The sequence below is a fragment of the Oxalicibacterium faecigallinarum genome (assembly GCF_014635705.1).
In the GTDB taxonomy this organism is placed as follows: Bacteria; Pseudomonadota; Gammaproteobacteria; order Burkholderiales; family Burkholderiaceae_D; genus Oxalicibacterium; species Oxalicibacterium faecigallinarum.
Genome location: NZ_BMDI01000002.1, coordinates 45,493 through 62,256, shown reverse-complemented (window position 1 = coordinate 62,256; position 16,764 = coordinate 45,493). Strand labels below are relative to the sequence as shown.

Sequence of the window (16,764 nt, the reverse complement as noted above, 5' to 3'; positions counted from 1 at the left end):
ACACTGCCCGCCGCCCCAGCGGAAGCCTCAGGCCATTGCGCGCTCATGATGGCTTCCTTTCAAAGGTCGACAATGACGAGCAGGCACCGCAGCGACCACAACCTGCCTTGATCTCTTCCGAACGCAAGCCGGCATCCGACAGCATCGCGCCCAAGGGTTGCAGCAAGTCGCGCATGAATGCCGATGTGGGAGAAGGATGATCTTCGAGCGGTGTGCCGGCAATTGGCACAAACGGCACAACAAATGGATAGACACCGACTGCGATCAGTTTTTCGCATGTCTGCAAAATTGCCTCCGGTGTATCACCCAGTCCGGCGAGGATGTAGGTACTGACCTGCCCGCGACCAAACACGTCCACCGCTTTTTCAAACGCATCGAAGTAACGCTCAACCGGAACATCCGCCTTGCCCGGCATGATGCGCGCGCGCACTGCAGGCGTGACCGCTTCCAGATGCATGCCGAGTGCATCGATGCCGGCGTCCTTCATGCGGCGAAACCACATATCGTCATTCGGGGGCTCGCACTGCCCCTGAATGGGCAAATCCACCGCGCTCTTCACCGCAAAGGCGCTTTCACACAGTATTGCCGCACCGCGATCGGTGGCGTTCGGTGTGCCGGTTGTCATCACCATGTGCTTGATGCCGTCAAGCAGCACGGCAGCACGCGCCACCTCTGCGAGCTGTTCCGGCGTCTTGCGCAACACAGTGCGCTTGGCAGCCAGCGACTGGCCGATGGCGCAGAACTGGCAGGACTTGCGACGACTTTCATAGCGGATGCAGCTTTGCAGGATCGTCGTCGCCAGGACATCCGCTCCATGCAGGGTGGCGATATGCGAGTACGGCACGCCTTCCATGGTTTGCATCTTGTAAAAGCGCGGCTGGCGCGGGAAGGAAATCACACCGACCGGAAAGCCGTTACGCGTGACCGTACTGTTGCCATCCGGCCCCAATGGGGTTGCCACATAAGGAGATGACCACGAACTGGCGGTATGCACGGGAATCATCACCGTATGTCCATTGACCGTCACAGCCTTGTGATCGGATGGTCCGGCACCACCACGCCGGCTGGCGGCACCCTCACCGGGATCCGTGAGTCGCAAGCCCACCGATTGCAGCTCGGTAATCAGTTGCTGGTCCGGCTTCAGTTCAAACTTCAATTCAGGCTTCAATAGCGTTTGCATGGACAGACCTCACACTGGCAGAAGATTCGTTGGCGGAAGATGGGAACGTGGCGACAGTCGTCCTGGGTACGCCGGCCGGCACAACAGGCGCTGACTGTGGAAACACGGTGCTCATTGGCGATGCCGGCCGGTCGTCGATCATCAGACTCAGCAGTTCGGGACGCGCATAGTGACCGACCGAATCCATCATGCGTTTGCGCTTGGTCACCAGCGCCATATCCAGATCGGCAATCAGAATGCCCTCTCCACTGCGCAGCGGTTCTGCCAGCAGATTGCCTTCCGGCGAGACGATCGCCGTGCAACAGCCACCACGTAACGCTTTCTGGATTTTTGGATCAGGCGTGATCGACAGGATCTGTTCATCGGTCAGCCAGCCGGTCGCATTGACGACAAAACAGCCAGACTCCAGCGCGTGATGACGAATCGTGACTTCCATCTGATCCGCAAAAATCTGCCCCACCATCGAGCCGGGAAACTGCGCGCAGTGAATCTCTTCATGCTGTGCCATCAGGGCATACCGTGCGAGCGGGTTGTAATGTTCCCAGCAGGCGAGCGCGCCAAGGCGGCCGACGGTGGTATCCACAACCTTGAGACCACTGCCGTCGCCCTGTCCCCAGATCATGCGCTCGTGATAGGTTGGCGTGATCTTGCGGCGCTTGAGCACCAGCTCACCATTGGCATCGAACACCAGTTGCGTGTTGTAAAGCGAACCGTGATCGCGTTCATTGACGCCCAACACGACCACCACACCGTGACTGCGTGCTGCAGCCGATACGGCGTCGGTGACTGGCCCAGGCACGACGACTGCACGTTCGTATAGCAGCAGATGTTCCGGGCCCGCCGCAAAGGGCGGCCTGACAAACGAGAAGTAAGGGTAGTAAGGGACGAATGTCTCCGGAAAAACCACCAGCTCCGCCCCCTGCCTTGCGGCATTGGCAATGGCTTCGCACACCTTGGCCAAGGTGCCGTCGGCACTTTCCATATCCGGTGCGATCTGTACCGCCGCCGCACGTACTTTCCTGTTTGCTGTTGTCATGATCTGCCCTTTGCTTATCTGGATTGCTTGCGTGTTCAGACTTAAACCGTCCAGGTGTCAATGACGACTGCGTTGTCACGCAGATGCAGCAACTTCAGATCAAGCACATCCAGCGGGCTGATCGCACGAATCCCCGGAATCAGCGATGGCTCGCCATGACCGTACAAGGCTTGCAGCGCAAAGCGGCAGGCGTAGACTTTGCCGCCTTCATTCATGAATTTGGTGATCTGATTATTGAAGTTCTGATGACCAGGAAACGCTTCATCACCCAGCGTCGGAAAACCGCGCTGCACACCCAGCGTGACGCCCGGACCATAGAGCAGCACCGAGGTTTCATACCCCTTGCGTTGCAGGCGCGTGGCTTGCAGCAGGTTCACAAAACCGATCGAACCTTCAAAGGCAACGGTATGGAAAGTGACCAGTGCCTTTTCGCCCGGCTTGGCTTTCACGTCTTCAAATACCTTCTCTTCGTAATCGACAAAAAAGTCGCCTTTGGCGTGTGCTGCATGAGAAACGGCTGGCATGGTGATGACTCCTAAATGGATTGATGGGTTGCGACGGCGCGCTTGAAATGCATCGCGCTCCGCGGCCGGACGCACTGTCCTGACGCCGGCAATGAATGCATCACATGTGCCAGTCAATCACCAGCAACCATCAAATTGACTGCATGAAAATCCATGCAATCAGGAGGTCCGACGCCAATCAGAATTCGTATCAGAGGAGAGAAAAGGAAAAGGAAGATGGCATGCCAGAACAACGAAATCTGCACTCCATACAATTGCTGCAGTCAATTGCTTTTCCGGAAGGAAACGAATGCTTTCTGTCACGCCCGAAACCATGCTTTAAAAGCGTGCGAAAGAGGATCGGAATTGATGTGAATTGGTGCAGTCAATGCACGCACAGCATGCATTCATATAGCAAATTGAATGGAACGAAACGTGCATACATTTTTCCAGACCCATCCTCTGGAGAAACCCTGCCATGCCTAAAACTGCCGGAATCTGGACACCAAAAATCAAGAAGAACAGTGGTCCTCTCTATATAGCGATTGCCAATGCCATTGCCGAAGACATCGCCATCGGCCAGCTCGCCGCCGAACAACGTCTGCCGCCGCAACGCAAGCTCGCCGAAGCGCTTGGGATCGATTTCACGACCGTTGCACGTGCCTACACCGAAGCGCATCGGCGCGGGCTGATTGACTCCGTGGTTGGGCGCGGCACCTTTGTCTGCGGCAAACGCCGCCCGCGCATTCCACGCGTATTTGAAGGCCGGCCAACCGTCGACATGTCGATGAACATGGCACCGGAACCCGACGCACCCGATTTGCTCGCATTGATGCAGAACGGCTATGCCGAGGTCGGTAACAGCATGCGTGATCTGTTGCGCTATCAGAACTTCGGCGGTTCACATGAAGATCGCGAAGCCGGTGCCTTGTGGCTACGTCGTCGTGGCATGGTAGTCGACCATGATCGTCTGCTGGTGGTACCGGGCGCACAATGCGGGCTGCTGGCAATCCTGACCACCATCGCGCCGGCAGGTTCGGTGATCTGTTGCGAGGAACTCACCTATCCCGGCCTGCGCGCACTGGCCGGTTTGCTCGGCATCAAACTGGTCGGCCTGCCCATGGATGCGGAAGGGATCGATGCCGTCGCCTTTGCCGGCGCGTGCGCGCAGTATGGCCCCAAAGCCCTGTACTGCAATCCAACCCTGTTGAACCCGACGACGGGGACGATCTCGGCAGCACGACGTCAGGCGCTGGTCGATGTGGCACGTCACTATGATGTGCCGATCATTGAAGATGACGCCTATGGTTTTCTGCCACGCAGTGGCCCGCCAGCCATGGCCAGCCTGGCACCCGACATCACGTTTTACGTTGCCGGCCTCGCCAAGTGCGTCGGTGCCGGCCTGCGGATTGCCTACATGGTGGCACCGGACGCACACCTTGCGTCACGACTCGCCTCCTCTTTGCGCGCCACCACCGTCATGGCATCTCCCGTTACCTCGACCCTGGCGACACGCTGGGTACGCGACGGCACGGCCGATCTGATGCTCAATGCCATCCGCAAGGAATCAGCCGCACGCCAGAAACTGGCCGCACGCATTCTGCCGCCCGGCAGTTATCAGAGCAAGCCGGACGCCTTCCATCTGTGGATTAACTTGCCACCGGCATGGGAACAGAAAGCCTTTGCTGCCCACCTTGCCGAATCCGGTGTCGGCGTCGTCCCCAGTGATGCGTTCTGTGTATCGGGACCACCACCTGCTGCCGTGCGCGTATGCATCGGTGGCCTCGCAAATCGGGATGATATTCAACACGGACTGGAAATGATTGCGCAGGCATTGCGCAGTACACCGAAGGTAGCACCAGCCGTGGTTTGAAAAAAACAAAGGCCGCTCTGTGACTTTGAGCGGCTTTTTTCAATGCGCGTTATTTACATATTCGGATAGTTGGGCCCGTCGCCACCTTCTGGCGTAACCCATACTATGTTCTGTGTCGGATCCTTGATATCACAGGTCTTGCAATGCACACAATTTTGCGCATTGATCTGCAGCCTCTTCGTTGGCATCCGTCTTCACGAACTCATACACAGCCGCCGGACAGTAACGCGCCTCCGGCCCCGCAGCTTCTGATGTGGCTCATACGTACCGTCAATGATTTTGGCGCGCAGCGCTTCCTTGATTTGAGCGTACAAAGGCACGGTGGAGGACTGTGGCAGCGGCATGATGTTCTTTGAATGTGGCATCGCTATAGGCGACTCATTATAGAGTGAGGCTGATACGGTGCATACAGCAGAAGCAAAAACGGAGCCATCGGCTCCGTTTTTGTGATCAGCAAACTCCAAATTATCAGAACGGAATATCGTCATCCATGTCGCTGAAGTTCGATGCCGCTGCTGGACGTGCTGCCGGGCGACTTGCAGGTGCCGCGCTCTGGCGTGGTGCCGGCGTACTGCCGCCGTAGTCATCATCCATACCGACACTGCCACCACCGGAACGGCCACCCAGCATTTGCATGCTGTCGGCAATGATCTCGGTTGTGAAGCGCTCAACACCGTCCTTGTCGGTCCACTTGCGGGTCTGCAGGCGCCCCTCGACATACACCGACGAACCTTTTTTCAGGTACTGACCGGCGATTTCCGCCAGTTTGCGGTAGAAGGTGATGCGGTGCCATTCGGTGAGTTCTTTTTTCTCGCCGGTATTCTTGTCTTTCCAGCTTTCGGATGTGGCGACGGCAATATTGGTTACCGCATCACCATTTGGCATATAGCGCGTTTCAGGATCGCGGCCGAGGTTGCCGACAATGATGACTTTGTTGACTGATGCCATTAATTTCTCCGATTTAAACGGCGGCGGGCTGCACTGTGCCGCGCCGCGGCAGGTTTTTCATGTTGGCAGCAATTATAAGCCAGCCAGCGCTCAGCACCGCACCCATGATAAATACCGATGCCGGTCCGGCAAATTGCACCAGCACACCGCCAACAGCACCACCACAGAACAAACCCAGCGACTGCAAGGTGTTATACACACCTAACGCTGCCCCCTTACCCGCTGGCGGCGCCAAGCGGGACACCAGCGAAGGCTGACTGGCTTCAAGAATATTGAAAGCGACGAAAAACAGCAGCAGCAAGCCGACCGGCAAAATCCAGTGTGTCGTCTGCTGCGACAACAAGAACCACATCCCCAACTGCACGACAAACAATAATACGATGGCCGCAAGGAACATCTGTTTGGACTTACCCAGCCGCTCACTGGCCAGCAAAGGTGGCAACATCAATACAAATGACCCCAGCAAGACCGGCAGGTAGAGTTTCCAATGCGCCGTCAAAGGCAAATCCAGGAAGCGGATCAAGGCCGATGGCATGACCACAAACATCGCCATCTGTATCAGGTGCAAGACAAAGACACCGTAGTTCAAACGCAGTAAATCCACATTGCCTATCACTTCACGGATCGTCACACGTCCAGGCGGCAAAGCTGGCGCAGCAGGTACGACATGGCGTACCACCACAATTGCCAGCAAGGCCAACACGCCTGTAACAAAGAAAATGCCGCCCATGCCAATGGCTTGATACAAAACGGGCGACAGCGCCAGTGATGCGGCAAAGGACAAGCCGATGGATGCACCCACCATCGCCATCGCCTTGGTACGCTGTGCCTCGCGCGTGCTGTCGGCAATCAATGCCGTCACTGCAGCGGAAATCGCACCGGCGCCCTGCACCGCGCGACCGATAATCACCCAAAGCATGTTGTCTGCCATGGCGGCAATGAACGAACCAAGCGCAAACAGCAGTAGACCGATCACGATGATGCGTTTGCGGCCGTATCGGTCCGAGGCAATCCCGAAAGGAATTTGTCCCAGCGATTGCGTCAAACCATAGATGCCCAGTGCCAGGCCGACAAGAATGGCGCTGTCGCCGCCCGGCATGCTTTTCGCATGAACGGAAAATACCGGCAAAATCAGAAACAGGCCCAGCATGCGCAGCGCGAAAATCCCCGCCAGCGAGACGCTTGCGCGCCGTTCGCTGGAGGTCATGCCGGTAGAAGTTGGATAGGTTGTCATCAAAAGCAGAGGAATCAGGCAGTTGCCGCAGTAACAACGACTTTTAATGCAAGAAAAGCATGCGCAACGAGGCTTTTACGAGGCGCTTTAAAACCCGTTATAGTATCAGGTTGACTCGCCGTAACCGGCTTGGCACCTTCACAAAAGGCGCCTGCCATCGAACCAGCCTGACTGAAAGAGTGAATGGAAGAAATTCGTATCCGGGGTGCGCGTACGCACAACCTGAAGAACATCAATCTGGACTTGCCCCGCAATAAACTGATCGTGATCACCGGCCTGTCCGGCTCGGGCAAATCGTCTCTTGCGTTTGACACCTTGTATGCAGAAGGCCAGCGTCGCTATGTCGAATCGCTGTCTGCTTACGCGCGCCAGTTCTTGCAGTTGATGGAGAAGCCGGATGTCGATCTGATCGAAGGCTTGTCGCCCGCCATTTCGATCGAGCAGAAGGCGACGTCGCACAACCCGCGCTCCACGGTCGGCACCGTGACAGAAATCCACGATTATCTGCGTCTCCTGTACGCCCGTGTCGGCACGCCTTACTGCCCGGATCATCCGGAAAATCCGCTGGCCGCGCAGTCCGTTTCGCAAATGGTTGATGCCGTACTGGCGATGCCGGAAGACACCAAGCTGATGATCCTGGCACCCGTGGTGGCCAATCGCAAGGGCGAACACCTCGATCTGTTCGAACAGATGCAGGCGCAGGGTTTTGTCCGGTTCCGCGTACAGAGCGGCACCGGCAACGCGCATATCTATGATGTCGATGCGCTGCCAAAACTCAAAAAGGCTGAAAAACACACGATCGATGTCGTCATCGATCGCGTCAAGGTGAAAGCCGATATCAAGCAACGTCTGGCAGAAAGTTTCGAGACCGCGCTGCGTCTGGCAGAAGGTCGCGCACTCGCCGTCGAAATGGATAGCGGTACCGAACATCTGTTCTCCAACAAGTTCGCCTGCCCGGTCTGCGGCTATGCGTTGCAGGAACTGCAACCACGCCTGTTCTCGTTCAACAATCCGATGGGTGCCTGCCCTGAATGCGATGGTCTCGGTCATATCGAATTCTTCGACCCGAAGCGCATCGTCGCCTTCCCCAATCTGTCTCTGGCCAGCGGCGCGGTCAAGGGTTGGGATCGGCGCAATCAGTTCTACTTCCAGATGCTGACGGCAATTGCCGATCACTATCAATTCGATATCGATCTGCCGTTCGAAAAATTGCCAGAGAAAGCGCAAGAAGTCGTGCTTTACGGGTCCGGCAAGGAAAAACTGCCGTTCAGTTATATCAACGACAAAGGCCGTGCCGTCATTCGCGAACACGAATTCGAAGGTGTGGTGCACAACCTGCAGCGGCGCTATCGCGAAACCGATTCGATGGCCGTCAAGGAAGAACTCGCCAAGTTCATCAATGAGAAGGAATGCCCGAGCTGCGCAGGTGCACGACTACGTGTGGAAGCACGTAACGTCAAGGTCGGCACCGGCAAACAGCAACGCGCAATCTATGAAGTGGCGGCTACGCCATTGCGCGACACGCTGGAATTTTTCCAGAAGCTGAAGCTGACCGGCGCAAAGAAGGAGATTGCCGATCGCATCATCAAGGAAATCGTTTCGCGCCTGACCTTCCTCAACAACGTCGGCCTCGATTACCTGTCGCTTGAACGGAGTGCCGATACCTTGTCCGGCGGTGAAGCGCAGCGTATCCGCCTGGCATCGCAAATCGGCTCGGGTCTGACCGGCGTCATGTATGTGCTCGACGAACCGTCGATCGGCCTGCATCAGCGCGACAACGACCGCCTGATCGCCACATTGCAGCATCTGCGTGACATCGGCAACAGCGTGCTCGTCGTCGAACACGATGAGGATGCGATCCGCTGTGCCGACTACGTGGTCGATATGGGCATCGGTGCCGGCGTGCACGGTGGTGAAGTGATTGCCGAAGGTACGCTGAAAGACATCCTGAAGAACAAGAAGTCGCTGACCGCGCAATACCTGAATGGCACCCTGTCGATTGAAGTGCCCAAGAAACGCACTGCACCGAATCCGAAAAAGCAGTTCGTCATCACAGGCGCTACCGGCAACAATCTGAAGAATGTATCGCTCGAACTGCCAGTCGGCTTGCTGACCTGCGTGACGGGCGTGTCGGGCTCGGGCAAATCGACGCTCGTCAATGACACGCTGTATCTGGCAGCCGCGCGCCATCTGTACGGTTCGCAAGCAGAGCCAGCCGCACATGAATCGATCAGCGGTCTCGAACATTTCGACAAGGTAATCTCGGTCGACCAGGCACCGATTGGTCGTACCCCGCGCTCCAATCCGGCAACTTACACGGGCCTGTTCACACCGATTCGCGATCTGTTTGCAACCGTCCCTGCTGCCAAGGAACGCGGTTATTCGGCCGGTCGCTTCTCGTTCAATGTCAAAGGCGGTCGCTGCGAAGCCTGTCAGGGCGATGGCGTGATCAAGGTGGAGATGCACTTCCTGCCAGACGTCTATGTCCCATGCGATGTCTGCCACGGCAAGCGCTACAACCGCGAAACGCTGGAAGTCGAATACAAGGGCAAGAACATCACCGAAGTGCTCGACATGACGGTGGAAGCGGCGCATGAATTCTTCCAGCCGGTACCGGTCATTGCGCGCAAACTGCAAACCTTGCTCGATGTCGGCCTTGGTTACATTCGCCTTGGCCAAAGCGCCACCACGCTTTCCGGCGGTGAAGCACAACGCGTCAAGCTGTCGCTCGAATTATCCAAACGCGATACCGGCCGCACGCTCTACATCCTCGACGAACCGACTACCGGTTTGCACTTCCATGACATCGCCCTGCTGCTCAAGGTGATCCACCGTCTGCGCGATCAAGGCAACACAGTCGTCATCATCGAGCACAATCTGGATGTCATCAAAACGGCTGACTGGCTGATCGACATGGGGCCGGAAGGTGGCGCTGGTGGTGGACAAGTCATCGGTGCCGGTACGCCAGAGGATCTGGCAAAGAATGAACGCAGCTTTACCGGCAAGTATCTGGGGCCATTGTTGAAGAAAAAATAAATGGTCTTGCCATGACAAAAAGCGAGCCTCATGCTCGCTTTTTTATTTTCAGTATTCCCGAACTAATCCGGATTCAATAGCGCCGCGATCAACCACCTGATTCAGACAGGCAACCCCATCCACAAACCAATTGGCACAAAGATCAGTGCAGCCAGATTACCGAGCAGAACGATGGACGCCACCTTGTCCGGTTCCTGCTGATATTGCTCGGCCATCATGAAACAGAACACCGCCGGCGGCAGTGCAGCAAACAAAAACATCTGTCCGCGCTGCTCCGCCGTCAGGCTGACGACATGATCAAGCAACCAGGCAATGATCAAGCCCCCCAACGGACAAACGATGGCACCCACCAGACCGATATGCCAGCTTTTGAGACGGACATCCATCATCCGCACGCCCAGCGCAAACAGCATGAGCGGAATGCATGCGTCGCCCAGCATCTTCATGGCAAGAAACAGAGGCGTGGGTAAAGGGATATGCACGATGGCGAACAAGGTGCCGACGATCATCGCAATCATCATGGGATTGGCCAGAAACTTCCAGCGCGAAACATGACGTTCGCTTTGTCGCTTGCCACTCTCCAGAATCTTGATGCCCACGGAAAAATAAATCAGATTACATGCCATGAACAAGGCGACTGCCGAGCCCAGACCGCTTGCGCCAAATGCCAGCACTGCCAGCGGCAATCCCATATTGCCGCAATTGTTGTACATCATTGGTGGCACAAAGGTACGGATGTCGTAATCAAACAGGCGCGCTACCGGCCAAGCAAGCAATCCTGATCCCAGCGAAATCAACGCACCTGCCATGATCAGCATGCCGTTATGCGCGATGTCAAAGTCCTTGGCGGCCAGCGCTGTAAAGACCAGCAACGGACACAAGACATCCATGCTGACCCGATTGACTGCCGTCATATCCGAACGCACTGTTTCGCCACGCAGGCGCGCATAGCCGTAACCTAGCGCGATGATGGCAAAGACCGGCAAGATAATGCCGAGTATGCGTTCGAAGATTTCCATTCATTGATTCCTGCAACAGGAAAAAAATGCCGGATGCGGGAGCCCCATCCAGCAACAGCAGGCATAGCTTATTGCATATTCATTGCTTGAGGGATGCGCCGGACCGACGACCGCCATCCGTCTTGACGAACCGCTCAATCTCTTCCAGCGTGGGGGCAAGCTGCCTGAATGGCCAGGCGAGGCTGGCAATCAGGCTTGCATGTCCGACATTGTTGAAATAAAGCTCACGAACCGGGACCCCGGCAGCACGCATCTTCTCCGCCAGTCCGCCCGTATTGCGCTTCGGATCAACCAGCTCGTCCTTGCTGGCCGCCATCAACAGGGCAGGCGGGGCCTTGCCAGTCACATGACGAATGGGTTGCGAATCAGGCGGCGAATCTGGATGAAAGAAAACCGGCTTCACATCCGGATTTTCTATCGGCAAAAAATCATAGGGCCCGGCCAGGCCAATCCAGCCACGCAATACAGAGGGCGATAGCGACATCTTGCCTAACCAGCGTTTGTCGAGCGCAATCATGGCAGCGTTGTAGGCTCCAGCGCTATGCCCCATCACATACACTTGCCCGGGGTCGCCACCAATATTTTTCGATTCGCGAATAGCCCATGCGACTGCGGCCGCACCATCTTCGACAAAAGATGGATAGCGCACTTGCGGATAAAGCCGGTAGTCAGGGATGACTGCAATCATGCCGCGTGAAGCAAGCGCCTCGCCAACGAAGGCATAGTCACGGCGATCACCGGCATTCCAGCTCCCGCCATAAATGAAAATCACGATCGGTGCCGGCGCTTGCCTATCCTTTGGCGTGTAGACGTCCAGCTTCTGGCGCGGATCGTCGCCAAATGCCACATCACTTCTTTTGCTATAGGTATTCGACGTTGTGACAGCGTTGAGTACCTTGATCGGCGCGCACGCTGTCAAACCGCCCATGACGACCAGTGCGGAAATAACGATCAACGCTGTTTTAGTAAAAGCAGGCATCTATGGGCGTTTCAATGTTTGTGCATCCATTAAAACAGATGCATGCGCACCTCGGTCAATCAACGGATGATTCGAGGGAAATCGTAACGTTCAAGGAAGCCGCATCCGTACATCGGCAAAAAGTTCGGGATGCGATAGTACTGCTGCCAGACCGATTTCAGAATGCGCTCACGGAATACATCGTAATTGAAATCCTTGCCATCGGCATACCAGAATGACACGCCATCGACCTTGAACTCATGCACCGTCACGGATGAAAAGTAAGGTGCCAATTCCTTTACATTAATCGCACGACGATCAAAGATGCGAATTGGCTTGCCGGCATACTCGCGAAAATCAACAATCAGGTCATCCTGACGGGCGTGATACTTGCCCGGACCAAAGGTCGGCAGATACTCATCGGCGTGGTACGACAGAATGGCAGAAGGCGTAAAAAACCGCCCCATGATCTTGCCGTCTGCAGGCAGATCCTTGCGCAAGAAGTTAACGATGCTTTTTGTTTCGCGATGAAACACGATATCGTCATGCAGCGCAAAACCCTGCCACATCGATGTTGGTGCAATCATCAACGCCACCATGACGGCAAGTGGCGGCAGCGAATACAAGGCCGACCAGATTGCATAGCGACGCAGGTCGCCGGCCCCCGTAATCAAACCGGCAAACAGATACAGAAATGGCATGAAGCCCAGCACCCAATGCAGCCCAATGGATTTTTCCTGCGACATGAAGAGGAAGATGGCAAACGGCACGACAAATAACGTGACGAGCACGCCGTGCTGAATCAGCAATCGCCCTGCTCGCAACACACGCCATAAGACCCATGGCGTAATCAGATACAACATCATCACCAGATATTGCACGATCGTTTCCCATGACCAGTGGGCACCTTCATTGCGATTGACCAGATTGAACATCACGTTGGTCCAGCAGTGATAGGCATTGAATACCATCGTGAGCGCAAACAACGGCGCAGAAAACGCGGCGATGATGATCAGGTTGATCCAGCCACGCCACGAACGACAGAAGTACACAAAGTAAGCAATCGCCAGCAGACCGGCAAAATACTTGGACAGCAAAGCGCAACCCAGAAACAAGCCCGTCGGCACAAACCACCAGCGCTTGCTGTCATGCACGCCACGTACAAAGCAATAGCCGGAGAGGAACATGAAGAAAATCAGCGGCGTATCGGTGGTCACCAGATTCAGCAACAGCGTGAATGGCAGCAGCAGGAAAACCGATCCCAGCCACCATGCCGCCCCTTCCTGCGATACCGGCAGCATGCGACGCAACAGGTCGACCATGCCGAGTGCAATCACGCTCCATAATAGAACGGTAAAGAAGCGCACCGACAAGGTCGATGACGACACGCTATTGAGCAGATAAATCCACCAGCCGATCATCGGTGGGTGGTCGGAATATCCCCAGGCCGGATGCACACCCAGTTGATAGAAATACGCCTCGTCACCCGTCATCGGGAACATCGCTGCCAGCCACAACTTCAACAGCAGCGTCACGATAAAGACGCGCCAGAAAATCTTGCGTGCGTGTTGCGGGTCAGCGTCGGCATACAACGCGCGCGTCAAATCCAGTTTCATTTGATTCTTTCAAAACTCTTTAATCGGCCCCATGCAAACGCTTGATGATGCGTCCGGACCGGGTTTTACTTACTATGCTTTTACTGCCAGAACGAGTACACCGGCGATCACCAGCGCTACGCCCGCAATCTTGTAGAGGCTGACAGATTCGCCAAGGAGGAAGATCCCGGCCAATGTCGTCAGAACGACACCCAGCGAAATCAGTGGATAGGCCATGCTGACCTCCAGCTTGCCCAGCACCAGCAACCACAGGCCGGCGCTCGCACCAAAGCAAACCATGCCCCCCCAGATCAAGGGACTCGTCACGGCTAGCCAGAATACCGATGGCAAGCCATGCGTCATCGCCTGTTGCATCGCCGGAGCCGACATCCCCATCTTGAGCAGCACCTGTGCCGTAGCCGTCAGGCAGACACAGAACAATGCCAGTCCCCATGCACCCAGCTGACTCATACCGCAATCCTCATTTCCAGCCCCCGATCGAGGCAATCAGCGCCACAACGGCAGCCAGGAATCCCACCACCCAGCTCGCGCGATCGGTAATGGCAAACAGCAGCGGATCGTCGTGGATTTCCATACGCGAAATTTTCAGCCACAGGCGCATGATCCAGAACAGCATCAGCGGCAAGATCAGCCACAGAATGTCTGAATGCGGATAAAGCTGCCCGTTGTCCTGGCGGTCGATATACAGCGCCAGCAGCATGACAGCGACAAAACCGCTCGCGATTCCCATCGAAATCAGATATTGCAAATCACTGGTGCGATAACCACGACCAGCCGCCGTGGTACGGCCATCTTCATTCATGAATTCCAGTTCTGCACAACGCTTGACCAGCGCCAGACTCAGGAACATGAACAGCGACACGGCGAGCAACCAGTTAGAGATCACGACATCGCTGACTTCACCGCCCGCGATGATGCGATGCGTATACAAAGATGCCAGAATCAGCACGTCGACAATCGCGATCTGCTTAAGGCGTGCCGAGTAAGACAAGGTCACGACCACATACAAGACCATCAAAAGAAAGAATGGCAGCGAGATCCAAAAGGCCAGCAGGAATGACAACGGCAACAACGTGCCGACCAGGCCAAGACCAAATGGAATCGATAATCGCGCCGAAGCAAATGGTCGCTTGTGTTTGCGCGGATGTGCGCGATCCGATGCCAGATCAAACAAATCGTTGATCACATAGGTTGCCGACGCACACATGCCAAACGCGATAAAGGCATACAAGGTCATCAACCAGCGATCCGGATTGAGCTCATGCGCGGCCAGCAAGGGCACGAAAATCAGACCGTTCTTTGCCCATTGGTACAAACGCAGGGCCTTGAATGTCAGCAGTAACGGGACTGGATGTGGATCAATCACCATTGCTGGCGTGCGCAATGCCTGCGCACGACGCACAATCGCGGGAGAAGCATTGACGACGATGACTTCCGCAGCGTGCGCCCAGACCGCCAGATCCGGTGCCGCATTGCCCGCATAGGCAAACCCACCATCACCGGCATCGGCCTGAATCGCCTGTAACTTGGCGCGCGATTTGAGATTGAGCGTCGTATCGCTCCCCAGTACCGCATCAAAAATACCCAGATGAGCAGCGACCTGCCGCACCAATCGACGATCGGAAGCGCTCGCCAGCACCAGTCGCCGGCCACGCGCATGCTGCTCTCGCAACCAGCTCAACAAGGTGTCGTTATAAGGGAGCAGCGACACGTCCAGTGCAACCCGCTCGGCAATCTGCGCCTTTAAATAGCCGCGACCACGCAGCAGCCAACCCAAACAGGCAAACAGGTAAAAAGGATTGCGTTTGATCAGCAATAAAAAAGACTCGAACAGCAAATCGCTGTAGGTCAGCGTGCCGTCGAGATCGACATAGACCGGCAAGCCGACAGGGTTGGCGGCAACGCCTTGCGAGCCATCCACCTGGGTGGAAGCCTGCATGCGCGCAACAGGACGCGGAGATGTACCTGGGGAAACGCTCAAATCACCACCTGGAAGCAAAGGTTAGGTCTGAAGGAAAGACAGGTCGGTTTGTATCGCGACGCCTGCCGTCGCTGTCGCAACAGGAAAGAGCCGTGCTGCGATTCCATGTTCCATGGAGGTGCCAGTCCGACCTTGCTTCAGGCAAAAGCTGACTGGCTGGCAATTTTCCGATTTCGTACGCATAGCGTCAACCTTTGCCGCGCTGCGCCACTGTGTCGTCAGACAGCGCATGTTGCCAAGACGCGTCGTCGCTCACCCTTTGCCCGCGATCTTCTTCATTTCTGTCGACGTCATTCTATTTAGTTTATGTCTGGCAGGTTTTTTGCTTTATGAATTCAGCTATACTTTGGGGCATGACCGCTCCAAAAGCTCCTATTCTCCCTTCCGGTCTCGACGCAACGCGTGCCGAGCGAGCCTTGCGATATGGGCGCGAGACGCTGCAAATCGAGGCCGACGAGATTCTTTCCTTGAAGCAACGCATGGAGGGCGACAGCGCACCTTTCCTGCGCGCCGTCGATTTGCTGTTGCATTGTGAAGGCCGCGTCGTCGTATCCGGCATCGGCAAATCCGGCCACATTGCGCGCAAGATTGCCGCAACGCTGGCATCGACCGGTACACCCGCCCTGTTTGTCCACGCGGCAGAAGCCTCGCATGGCGATCTTGGCATGATTACCGCCAAGGATGCACTGATTGCCATTTCCTATTCCGGTGAAGCGGGTGAATTGCTGGCCATCGTGCCCATCATCAAGCGCATGGGCGCCAGCCTGATTGCCATTACCGGCAACAACAACTCCAGCCTGGCCAAGCTTGCGGACGTGCATTTGAACGCCAGCGTGCAGAAGGAAGCCTGTCCGCTCAATCTCGCGCCAACCGCAAGCACGACCGTCACGCTTGCGCTCGGCGATGCGCTGGCCGTGGCCCTGCTGGATGCACGTGGTTTTGGCGAGGAAGATTTCGCGCGCTCACACCCGGGCGGCGCCTTGGGTCGTCGACTATTGACCCATGTGCGTGACGTCATGCGCACCGGCGACGCCATCCCGACCGTGTCGGCCGACGCTACCGTCTATGCCGCCTTGCTGGAAATCAGCCGCAAAGGCATGGCGATGACCGCCATCGTGGATGCAGAAGGTCGTGCTATCGGGGTGTTCACGGACGGCGATTTGCGCCGCTTGATTGAAAACGTGCAGGATTTTTCCAAACTGACGATTGCCGAAGTCATGCATCGCGGGCCGCGCAGCGTGCAACCGGAACAGCTGGCGGTCGAAGCTGTCGAGCTGATGGAACAATTCCGCATCAATCAGTTGCTGGTGACCGATGCCGACAACCGTCTGGTCGGCGCTTTGCACATCCATGATCTGACCCGCGCGAAAGTAATCTGAG

Annotated in this window: 13 protein-coding genes and 1 pseudogene; 3 read left to right on the top strand and 11 right to left on the bottom strand. The window is 56.2% G+C overall.

The features are described from left to right. Positions 1-43 precede the first annotated feature (43 nt). From IEV29_RS10255 to IEV29_RS10245, 3 genes are read right to left on the bottom strand one after another with little or no spacing between them, the layout of a single operon-like run. Positions 44-1,123 (bottom strand): MSMEG_0568 family radical SAM protein, encoded by a 1,080-nt coding sequence (locus IEV29_RS10255; protein ID WP_373868140.1) that lies wholly within the window; start codon positions 1,121-1,123, stop codon positions 44-46. 34 nt (positions 1,124-1,157) lie between these two features. Continuing rightward, positions 1,158-2,216 (bottom strand): Nit6803 family nitrilase, encoded by a 1,059-nt coding sequence (locus IEV29_RS10250; RefSeq protein WP_188381214.1) that lies wholly within the window; start codon positions 2,214-2,216, stop codon positions 1,158-1,160. A gap of 41 nt (positions 2,217-2,257) precedes the next feature. Then, a complete protein-coding gene (locus IEV29_RS10245; RefSeq protein WP_188381213.1) occupies positions 2,258-2,740 on the bottom strand; it encodes an MSMEG_0572/Sll0783 family nitrogen starvation response protein in 483 nt (160 codons plus the stop codon). Positions 2,741-3,197: 457 nt separating this feature from the next. Here IEV29_RS10245 and IEV29_RS10240 point away from each other — a divergent pair, with 457 nt between their 5' ends. Next, a complete protein-coding gene (locus tag IEV29_RS10240; protein WP_188381212.1) occupies positions 3,198-4,592 on the top strand; it encodes an aminotransferase-like domain-containing protein in 1,395 nt (464 codons plus the stop codon). Between the two features lie 53 nt (positions 4,593-4,645). On the opposite strand, the pseudogene IEV29_RS10235 reads toward IEV29_RS10240, so the two are convergent. From IEV29_RS10235 to IEV29_RS10225, 3 genes and pseudogenes are all read right to left on the bottom strand, one after another. Beyond that, positions 4,646-4,835: pseudogene (locus IEV29_RS10235) on the bottom strand (4Fe-4S dicluster domain-containing protein); the annotation flags it as partial. 225 nt (positions 4,836-5,060) lie between these two features. Next, positions 5,061-5,540 carry a single-stranded DNA-binding protein gene (gene ssb / locus IEV29_RS10230; protein ID WP_188381211.1) on the bottom strand — a complete coding sequence of 160 codons (480 nt, stop codon included), beginning with the start codon at positions 5,538-5,540 and terminating at the stop codon, positions 5,061-5,063. 13 nt (positions 5,541-5,553) lie between these two features. Further along, a complete protein-coding gene (locus tag IEV29_RS10225) occupies positions 5,554-6,747 on the bottom strand; it encodes an MFS transporter (protein WP_188381806.1) in 1,194 nt (397 codons plus the stop codon). Positions 6,748-6,957: 210 nt separating this feature from the next. Between IEV29_RS10225 and uvrA the strand changes: the two genes are divergently transcribed. Next, positions 6,958-9,810: an excinuclease ABC subunit UvrA gene (gene uvrA, locus IEV29_RS10220; protein WP_188381210.1), complete on the top strand. Its 2,853-nt coding sequence runs from the start codon at positions 6,958-6,960 to the stop codon at positions 9,808-9,810. 101 nt (positions 9,811-9,911) lie between these two features. Here the strand turns inward: uvrA and IEV29_RS10215 are convergent, their stop codons facing one another. The 5 genes from IEV29_RS10215 to IEV29_RS10195 form a co-directional block, all read right to left on the bottom strand. After that, positions 9,912-10,829: an AEC family transporter gene (locus IEV29_RS10215; RefSeq protein WP_188381209.1), complete on the bottom strand. Its 918-nt coding sequence runs from the start codon at positions 10,827-10,829 to the stop codon at positions 9,912-9,914. 79 nt (positions 10,830-10,908) lie between these two features. Beyond that, on the bottom strand, positions 10,909-11,808 hold the full coding sequence (locus IEV29_RS10210) for an alpha/beta hydrolase (RefSeq protein WP_188381208.1): 900 nt from the start codon (positions 11,806-11,808) through the stop codon (positions 10,909-10,911). Between the two features lie 59 nt (positions 11,809-11,867). Further along, positions 11,868-13,403, bottom strand: a complete 1,536-nt coding sequence (locus IEV29_RS10205; protein ID WP_188381207.1) for an ArnT family glycosyltransferase — start codon at positions 13,401-13,403, stop codon at positions 11,868-11,870. 72 nt (positions 13,404-13,475) lie between these two features. Next, positions 13,476-13,853: a DMT family transporter gene (locus IEV29_RS10200; RefSeq protein WP_188381206.1), complete on the bottom strand. Its 378-nt coding sequence runs from the start codon at positions 13,851-13,853 to the stop codon at positions 13,476-13,478. A gap of 10 nt (positions 13,854-13,863) precedes the next feature. Then, the gene (locus tag IEV29_RS10195; protein WP_229726346.1) at positions 13,864-15,384 is read right to left on the bottom strand and encodes a UbiA family prenyltransferase; all 1,521 of its coding nucleotides are present in this window, start codon (positions 15,382-15,384) and stop codon (positions 13,864-13,866) included. 353 nt (positions 15,385-15,737) lie between these two features. On the opposite strand from IEV29_RS10195, the gene IEV29_RS10190 reads away from it, so the two are divergent. Beyond that, on the top strand, positions 15,738-16,763 hold the full coding sequence (locus tag IEV29_RS10190) for a KpsF/GutQ family sugar-phosphate isomerase (protein WP_188381204.1): 1,026 nt from the start codon (positions 15,738-15,740) through the stop codon (positions 16,761-16,763). The last annotated feature ends 1 nt before the right edge of the window (position 16,764 follow it).